Here is a 7,357-nt window from a genome sequence, read left to right on the forward strand (position 1 = left end):
GGCGCCACACCTGATGCCGGGTCGCCCGCAGCAGCAGGTCATGGAGACTGCGCTGGGCGACGTGCCCCGGAGGCCCGGGGTCGTTCAGATCGCTCACCCAGGGCTCGTTCGACGCTACGCCGATCTCAGCCATGCCACCCTGCACGATGTTCATGATCCCACCTCGCCAGGCGACGGATCCACGATCCTGACAGCCAGCTCCGGCGGGCACCCGCGATCCACCAGCTGCAGCAGCGCATGCAGGTCGAGGCGTACGTCCGCGGCCACCTCCGCGGCCAAGTCGTCCGGAAAGCCGGCACCGAGCAGGCTTCGCCGACGCCACGCCACCGCATCCTCGAAAGCCTGGCGCGAGCGCAGGGCACGGTCCCGCTTCTGCAGCTTCATGACTGATTGGTGTCGCGCGCAGCGAGGTTCTTACCGGACGAGCCGAACTTCTCGGGCGGCGGTAAGACGCGGGCGAGTGGATGACACACATGCAGCAAAGGCACCCGGGAACGTCCCGAACAGAGCCTTCATCCACCCCCGAAAGGGAGCACTCATGACCAGCCACACATCCGAGACCTCGATCACCAGGTCGATCACCGAATCCTCCGGCAGCGACCGGGCCTTCTTCCTGCTGCGCACGGTCTTCGTCGTCGCCCCGATCGCCTTCGGACTCGACAAGTTCGTCGAAGTCCTCACCGAATGGGATCGCTACCTCGCGCCCTGGATCGACGACATCATCCCCGGCAGCGCGCACCAGGCGATGCTCGCAGTCGGCATCATCGAGATCGTGGCCGGCATCGTCGTCGCGATCATCCCTCGCTACGGCGCACTGCTGGTCGCCGCCTGGCTGGCCGGGATCATCGTCAACCTCGTCTCGATGGGCGAGTTCTACGACGTCGCGCTGCGCGACTTCGGCCTGTTGGTCGGAGCGCTCGCCCTCGCCGCCCTTGCCTTCGGCCGCAAGCGGGACGCTGCCTGAACGACCCGCGCGCCCCGGGCTCAGTCGGCCAGGCGCAGGTCGCCCTCGGCCCGGGGCGGCAGGTTGGAGAGGGCGGCCTGGACGAGCGCGACGCGTGCTTTGACCGTGACCGCCCGGCGGAGCCGGCCGACGTCATCACCGATGTTGCGCTCGACCGATTCGCGGATCTGCTCCTCCGGGAACGTCGGGCGACCACCGACAGGGACATCGATGTCAGGGAGATCGGTGAGCACCGGGAAGATCTGGGTGCCGATGCTGTCCAGGAGCTTGAAGCGCTGGAAGCGGTCGGTCTCGTCCCAGACCTTGTCGATGTCGGCGCCGCCCTTGCGGAACCTCCGGCCTGAGGCCAGGACGGTCTTGGCCGTCCCGGTCAGGGCCACGGTGAGCTCATGCTCGGTCAATCGCATGACGCCAAGCATGCCCTCAACCGGTCCGGACATCTGCCCCGGGCTGATCACCGATCGATAACACCTGCTCCAGATGGTCAGACGCAGATGGTCAGGCGGCGTTGAAGGTCGCCGGGTCCGGCCCGGTGCGGCCCTCGCTCTCCAGGTCGTCGATCGTGGCCAGGTCGGCGGCGGTGAGGTCGAACCCGAACACGTCGAGGTTCTGCGCGATCCGCGACGGGGTCACCGACTTGGGGATGACGATCCGGCCCTGCTGGAGGTGCCAGCGCAGGATCACCTGGGCCGGCGTACGACCGAGGCGGTCGGCGATCGCGGTGATCGCCGGGTTCTCGAGCATCGCGCCCTGGGCGAGCGGGCTCCAGGCCTCGGTCGCGATCCCGAGCCCGTCGTTCGCAGCGACCGTGGTGCGCTGCTGCAGCGCCGGGTGCAGCTCGATCTGGTTGACGGCCGGCACCGTGCCACCGAGCGCGACGATCCGGTCGAGGTGCTCGGGCAGGAAGTTGGAGACGCCGATCGCGCGGACTCGCCCCGCGGCGTACAGCTCCTCGAGGCCCTGCCACGCACCGACATAGAGGTCACGCGCGGGAGCGGGCCAGTGGATCAGGTAGAGATCGACCTGATCGAGGCCGAGGAGCTCGAGGCTCTTCTCGTACGCCTCGACCGGCCGCTCGTGGTCGGCGTTCCAGAGCTTCGTGGTGATGAAGAGGTCCTCGCGGGCGATGCCCGACTTCGCGATCGCACGGCCGACGCCGGCCTCGTTGCCGTAGACCGCCGCGGTGTCGATGCTGCGGTAGCCGGCCTCGAGCGCCGCGGTCACGGCGGCCTCGGTCTCGTCGTCCGGCACCTGGAAGACGCCGTAGCCGAGCTGCGGCATCGCGATGCCGTTGTTCAGGGTGATGGTCGGGATGGTCATGAGATTTCCTTCTCTGGGACGGGGTGAGGTTCAGGCAGGGACGGGGACGGACGTACGCCGCTCGCCGCCGGGCGCACGGACGGCGACCAGGAGGACGAGGAGACCGAGCGCGGTGACACCGGCGCCCGCCCACAGCGGCGAGGTGTAGCCGAGCCCGGCGGCCAGGGTGAGACCGCCGATCCAGGCGCCGAGCGCGTTGCCGACGTTGAAGGCGGCGATGTTGGCGCCGGAGGCGAGGGTGGGTGCCCGGTCGGCGTACCCCATGACGCGCATCTGCAGGGCCGGCACGGTGCCGAAGCCCACCGCGCCCATCAGGACCAGCGCGACGACGGTGAGCACCTGGCTGGTCGCGACGAGGGCGAAGCCGGCGAGGACGACGGTCAGGGCGGCCAGGAGCACGCCGAGGGTCTTGACCAGATCGCGGTCCGCGGCGCGGCCGCCCACGATGTTGCCGAAGAAGAGGCCGACACCGAAGAGGACGAGCAGCAGCGGCACCGTGCCGGAGGAGAAGCCGCTGACCTCGGTCAGGGTGAAGGCGATGTAGGTGAACCCGCCGAACATCCCGCCGTAGCCGAGGACGGTCAGGGCGATCGAGAACCAGACCTGCGGGCTGGCGAAGGCGGCCAGCTCGGTACGTACGGCCGGGGTGTTCTCCTCGCTGCGACCGGTGTGGGCGGGGACCAGGAGGGCGATGCCGATGAAGGCGATGATGCCGATGACGGTGATCGCCCAGAAGGTCGAGCGCCAGCCGGCGGCCTGGCCGAGCAGGGTGCCGAGGGGTACGCCGAGGACGTTGGCGAGCGTGAGGCCACCGAACATGAAGGCGATCGCGCTGGCCTTGCGCTCCGGGGCGACCAGCTGCGCGGCGACGACGGCGCCGATGCCGAAGAAGGCGCCGTGGCACAGCGCGGCGATGATCCGGCCGACCATCATCGTGGCGTAGTCGGGCGAGATCGCGGAGATCAAGTTGCCGAGGATGAACAGCACCATCAGGCCGAGCAGGGCGACCTTGCGGGGCACTCGGGTGAGCAGGAGGGTCAGGCCGACGGCGCCGATCGCGACGCTGAGGGCGTAGCCGGAGATGAGGTAGCCGGCGGTGGTCTCGCTGACCCCGAAGTCGGTGGAGACCTCGGGCAGCAGGCCCATGATGACGAACTCGGTGAGGCCGATGCCGAACCCTCCGATCGCGAGGGCTAGCAGTGCGACGGGCATGGATGACTCCTGAACGTGGACGGGTTGCGTCTGTCGATAGTCCGCGTGTGCATTAGTTGCACGCGCTTCGTATTTATAGTTGCACGCGCGCACTATCAGCGCAACTCGGGTATGCTGGAGGTGTCCACGAAGGAGGACCCATGGGAATCGCTGACGACGCCGTCGAGATCCGCGCGCAGGGCTGGCGCACGCTGGCCGCCGTGCACGGTCTGATCGAGGCCGCACTCGAGAAGGCGCTGCAGCGCGAGCACGGGCTGTCGGTCGTCGAGTTCACCGTCCTCGACGCACTCAGCCGTCAGGACGGCTGGCACATGCGCATGCAACAGCTGGCCCGCGCGGCGGCCCTCTCCTCCTCGGCCACGACCCGGTTGGTCACGCGCCTGGAGAACCGCGACCTCCTCACCCGGATCCTGTGCGCCGACGACCGCCGCGGGATCTACACCGAGCTCACGCCCGCCGGGCGCGCCCTGCTGAAGAAGGCCCGTCCGTTGCACGACGAGGTGCTGCGTACGGCACTGGACGAGGCCGCGGAGATCCCGGAGCTCGCGCCGCTCGTGCACGCGCTCGGGTCGCTGTCGCCGGCCCCGGCCTGATCGCGCAGCGTCAGGCCAGCCAGCCGTTGCGCCGAGCGGTGAGGGCCGCCTCGGTCTTGTTGCGGGTGCCGGTCTTGCCGATGGCCGCGGAGAGATAGTTGCGCACCGTGCTCGGCGAGAGGAAGAGCCGTGCGGCGATGTCGGCGATGCTCGACCCGTCCTCGGAGGCCACGAGCACATCGCGCTCGCGCGCGGTCAGCGGGTTCGGAGCGGCGCGGAGCGTGGCCGCGGCCAGGCCGGGATCGAGGACCGTCTCGCCGCGCAGCACCCGGCGGATCGCGTCGGCCAGCTCCTCGACCGGCCCGTCCTTGACCAGGAACCCGACCGCGCCGGCGGCCATCGCCTGGCGTACGTAGCCGGGTCGGGAGAACGTCGTCAGGATCATCACCCGGCACTCCGGGATTGACGCGCGCAGCTCGCGCGCGGCATCGAGCCCGCTGATCCCGGGCAGCTCGATGTCGAGCAGGGCCACGTCGGGGCGCACCTCGAGCGCCGTCGGCACGATCTCGGTGCCGGTCCCGACCTGGGCGACCACCTCGAGATCGTCCTCGAGCCCGAGCAGCACGGCGAGCGCGCCGCGCATCATCGCCTGGTCCTCGGCGAGCAGGATGCGGATCACGATGCCGGCACCCTCGCCTCGATGCGGAACCCGTCGGCCCCAGGACGTACGTCGAGGCGACCGCCGACCGCGCGCAACCGCTGCCGCAGGCCCTCGAGTCCGCCTGATCTCTCGCTGGCGTCCGCCGGACCGCCGACGCCGTCGTCGACCACGGCGAGCCGGAGCTCACCGCCGTCCTCGGTGAGCTCGAAGCGGCAGCTCGCCGCCCCGGAGTGGCGGATCACGTTGGTCGCCCCCTCGCGCACGACCCAGGCGAGCGCCTGTCCGGCGATGTCGGGCACCTCGGCCTCGGCGGCGGTGATCGACGTACGGATCCCGGCGGCGTCGAGCGCGCGGCGCGCACCGTCGAGCTCCTCGGCCAGGGAGAGCGTCTTCATCTGGTCGACGGCGGCCCGGACGTCGGCCAGGGCGGCGCGTCCGACCTCCTCGATGTCGGCCGCGTGCGCGGCGGCTGCCTCGGGGTCACGGGCAGCCAGGCGGCGTACGGCCTCGGCCTTGACGACCATCACGCTCAGGGTGTGTCCGAGCAGGTCGTGGAGGTCGCGCGACATCCGGGCGCGCTCCTCGGCGACCGCGGCTCGGGCCAGCTCCTCGCGGGTGCGGCGGAGCTGCTCGACCGCCTCGACGAGGCGGAGGAAGGAGGTCGTGGTGACGCCGCTGAGGAAGGTGCCGCCGACGCTGAGCAGGTAGGCGTCGCCGATGCCCTCGATCACCGCGATCGAGACCGCCACGCCCGCCGTGGCCGCGAGGATCGCCACCAGCAGGCGCCAGCCGCGCAGGACCGCCGGGGAGACGATGGCCAGCACGCCCCAGACCGTCTGCCAGCCCTCCCCCTGCATCGCGGCGAGCACGATCAGGACGACGAGGACGGGCAGCAGGACGGCGACTCGCCCGGTGACCACGAGAGCGACGGCGGCCGCGGCGAGGGCCAGCACCAGGACCACCTGGCCGACGGCCGGAAGCACCTCGCCGGAGAGGTTGAGCAGCGGAAAGAGCAGCAGGACCGGCAGCCAGACCAGCACCACACCGTGGCGATGGATGTGACACCACAGGCCGGACACGCGCGTCACTTTACCGTCGCCGCAGGCCGGTGATGACCACAACGGCGACCACGACGTGCAGGCTCGCGAGTCCCAGCCCGGCGGCCAGGGTGAGCGCGCTGGTCGGCGTGATCAGGGAGAGCACGGCGATCCCGACGGCGAGCATCGTCCATCGCCGCGTCCCGCGTTCAGAACGGCCCTCCCACCAGCGCAGCAGCGCACCGCCGGCCAGCGCGATGATCAGGCTGCTGACGATCACCGAGCCGATCCCGATCTGCTGGCTGCCGCCACCCGACTTCACCTCGAGGTCCACGCCCCCGGCCTGGGTCCACAGCAGCCATACGACCGTCGCCACCACGGCCGCGGTGGCCGCTACCCCGCCGATCCGCGGCCACCCGACCCGGGTGCGCTGCGCGGTCTCGTTCGTCACGGTTGTCATCGCGATTCCTCCGTCTCCACCACCCACCGTGGGTGGTGTATCCAGGCTCGCGTGCGGAGGCACCCGGGCATCAGATCTGATTGTCCGGAGCCGACGGTGACAATTGTCAGTGGCGTCGTATGCCTAGGGTGAGAGCATGCGTATCGCCATCGTCGGCGGCCACGGCAAGGTCGCCCTGCAGCTCCATCCGATCCTCGCGGCCGCGGGCCACACCCCGGTCGCGCTCGTACGCAGCGAGAGCTACCGAGACGAGCTCGAAGCGCTCGGTGCCGAGGTGGGCCTGCTCGACATCGAGAACCAGGACGCCGGCGGGTTCGCCGCCGCCTTCGCCGGCTGCGACGCGGTGGTCTTCGCCGCCGGCGGCGGCCCCGACGGCAACATCGAGCGCAAGCGCACCGTCGACCTGGAGGGCTCGACCAAGTCGATCGCGGGCGCCAAGGCCGCCGGCATCCGGCGCTTCGTTCAGGTTTCGGCGATCAGCGTCGACGAGCCGGTCCCGGCCGATGCGGGCGAGGTGTGGAAGGCCTACGTCGAAGCCAAGCGCGACGCCGACATCGCCCTGCGCGACAGCGACCTCGAGTGGACCATCCTGCGTCCCGGTGGCCTCACCGACGAGCCCGCCACCGGGCGGGTGAAGCTGGCTGAGAAGGTCGACCGCGACACCATCCCGCGTGCCGACGTGGCCGCGGTCATCGCCGCCGTGATCGACGACGACGCCACCGTCGGCAAGCAGTGGGAGCTGGTCTCCGGCGACGCCTCGATCGACGAGGCCATCGCCGCCGTCCTCTGACCCCGGCGCTGACTCAGCGGAGACCCAGCAAGCCCTTGACGTACGCCGCCTGGCCGATGTGCTGGGCGGCGTCGTCGACGACGCTGACCAGCCTCACCGCGACGGTGACGGGCGGGTCCCAGCGCTCGTCGATGACACGGGCGAGGTCGTCCTCGCTCAACGAGTCGACCAGCTCGATCGTGGCTTCGTGGACCGCCTGGTAGTAGCCCGTCAGCAGCTTCGGGTCCTCGAGCCGGAACGCGGCGACCTCCTCGGCACTCTGCCCGTATCCCATCGCTCTGGGCCTGTACGGCAGCCCGAACCGCTCCACCCAGCCCTCGCGCGCCCACACCTCGTCGGTGCCGGCGAGCGGCGCGATCTGGGCGTCCTCCATCCGGGCG

At 70.6% G+C, this 7,357-nt stretch carries 11 protein-coding genes; 3 read left to right on the plus strand and 8 right to left on the minus strand.

Annotated features, from left to right (window positions below):
- Positions 1-150 precede the first annotated feature (150 nt).
- Complete coding sequence (locus ABTX24_RS29570) at positions 151-384, minus strand: hypothetical protein (protein WP_350844747.1); 234 nt, start codon at positions 382-384, stop codon at positions 151-153.
- Between the two features lie 154 nt (positions 385-538).
- Here ABTX24_RS29570 and ABTX24_RS29575 point away from each other — a divergent pair, with 154 nt between their 5' ends.
- Positions 539-964, plus strand: coding sequence for a hypothetical protein (locus tag ABTX24_RS29575; RefSeq protein WP_350844749.1), 426 nt, complete (start codon positions 539-541; stop codon positions 962-964).
- 20 nt (positions 965-984) lie between these two features.
- Here ABTX24_RS29575 and ABTX24_RS29580 read toward each other — a convergent pair whose 3' ends face one another.
- The 3 genes from ABTX24_RS29580 to ABTX24_RS29590 all read right to left on the minus strand — a co-directional run bounded on the left by ABTX24_RS29580 (position 985) and on the right by ABTX24_RS29590 (position 3,496).
- Positions 985-1,371: a hypothetical protein gene (locus tag ABTX24_RS29580; protein ID WP_160024970.1), complete on the minus strand. Its 387-nt coding sequence runs from the start codon at positions 1,369-1,371 to the stop codon at positions 985-987.
- A 91-nt stretch (positions 1,372-1,462) separates the two neighbouring features.
- Complete coding sequence (locus ABTX24_RS29585; protein WP_350844751.1) at positions 1,463-2,284, minus strand: aldo/keto reductase; 822 nt, start codon at positions 2,282-2,284, stop codon at positions 1,463-1,465.
- Between the two features lie 30 nt (positions 2,285-2,314).
- Complete coding sequence (locus ABTX24_RS29590) at positions 2,315-3,496, minus strand: MFS transporter (protein ID WP_350844753.1); 1,182 nt, start codon at positions 3,494-3,496, stop codon at positions 2,315-2,317.
- Between the two features lie 140 nt (positions 3,497-3,636).
- On the opposite strand from ABTX24_RS29590, the gene ABTX24_RS29595 reads away from it, so the two are divergent.
- Positions 3,637-4,089 (plus strand): MarR family winged helix-turn-helix transcriptional regulator, encoded by a 453-nt coding sequence (locus tag ABTX24_RS29595; RefSeq protein ID WP_160024973.1) that lies wholly within the window; start codon positions 3,637-3,639, stop codon positions 4,087-4,089.
- A gap of 10 nt (positions 4,090-4,099) precedes the next feature.
- Here ABTX24_RS29595 and ABTX24_RS29600 read toward each other — a convergent pair whose 3' ends face one another.
- From ABTX24_RS29600 to ABTX24_RS29610, 3 genes are read right to left on the minus strand one after another with little or no spacing between them, the layout of a single operon-like run.
- On the minus strand, positions 4,100-4,708 hold the full coding sequence (locus ABTX24_RS29600) for a response regulator (RefSeq protein WP_350844755.1): 609 nt from the start codon (positions 4,706-4,708) through the stop codon (positions 4,100-4,102).
- Positions 4,705-5,769, minus strand: coding sequence for a sensor histidine kinase (locus ABTX24_RS29605; protein ID WP_350844757.1), 1,065 nt, complete (start codon positions 5,767-5,769; stop codon positions 4,705-4,707). Before ABTX24_RS29605 ends, ABTX24_RS29600 begins: the two co-directional genes overlap by 4 nt.
- 10 nt (positions 5,770-5,779) lie before the next feature.
- Positions 5,780-6,187 (minus strand): DUF6069 family protein, encoded by a 408-nt coding sequence (locus ABTX24_RS29610; RefSeq protein WP_350844759.1) that lies wholly within the window; start codon positions 6,185-6,187, stop codon positions 5,780-5,782.
- 136 nt (positions 6,188-6,323) lie between these two features.
- On the opposite strand from ABTX24_RS29610, the gene ABTX24_RS29615 reads away from it, so the two are divergent.
- Complete coding sequence (locus ABTX24_RS29615; protein ID WP_350844761.1) at positions 6,324-6,977, plus strand: NAD(P)H-binding protein; 654 nt, start codon at positions 6,324-6,326, stop codon at positions 6,975-6,977.
- Between the two features lie 13 nt (positions 6,978-6,990).
- On the opposite strand, the gene ABTX24_RS29620 is transcribed toward ABTX24_RS29615, so the two are convergent.
- Positions 6,991-7,357 (minus strand): mycothiol transferase (locus ABTX24_RS29620; protein ID WP_350844763.1); only part of this gene is annotated, 367 nt, incomplete at its 5' end.

It is taken from the genome of Nocardioides sp. NPDC127514 (assembly GCF_040302125.1).
Lineage (GTDB): Bacteria > Actinomycetota > Actinomycetes > Propionibacteriales > Nocardioidaceae > Nocardioides.

Excerpts from the sequence above, each read along its gene's own strand:
- ABTX24_RS29590 (WP_350844753.1), bottom strand. The coding sequence starts at position 3,496 with ATGCCCGTCGCACTGCTAGCCCTCGCGATCGGAGGGTTCGGCATCGGC.
- ABTX24_RS29615 (WP_350844761.1), top strand. The coding sequence starts at position 6,324 with ATGCGTATCGCCATCGTCGGCGGCCACGGCAAGGTCGCCCTGCAGCTC.
- ABTX24_RS29580 (WP_160024970.1), bottom strand. The coding sequence starts at position 1,371 with ATGCGATTGACCGAGCATGAGCTCACCGTGGCCCTGACCGGGACGGCC.
- ABTX24_RS29575 (WP_350844749.1), top strand. The coding sequence starts at position 539 with ATGACCAGCCACACATCCGAGACCTCGATCACCAGGTCGATCACCGAA.
- ABTX24_RS29595 (WP_160024973.1), top strand. The coding sequence starts at position 3,637 with ATGGGAATCGCTGACGACGCCGTCGAGATCCGCGCGCAGGGCTGGCGC.
- ABTX24_RS29610 (WP_350844759.1), bottom strand. The coding sequence starts at position 6,187 with ATGACAACCGTGACGAACGAGACCGCGCAGCGCACCCGGGTCGGGTGG.
- ABTX24_RS29570 (WP_350844747.1), bottom strand. The coding sequence starts at position 384 with ATGAAGCTGCAGAAGCGGGACCGTGCCCTGCGCTCGCGCCAGGCTTTC.
- ABTX24_RS29585 (WP_350844751.1), bottom strand. The coding sequence starts at position 2,284 with ATGACCATCCCGACCATCACCCTGAACAACGGCATCGCGATGCCGCAG.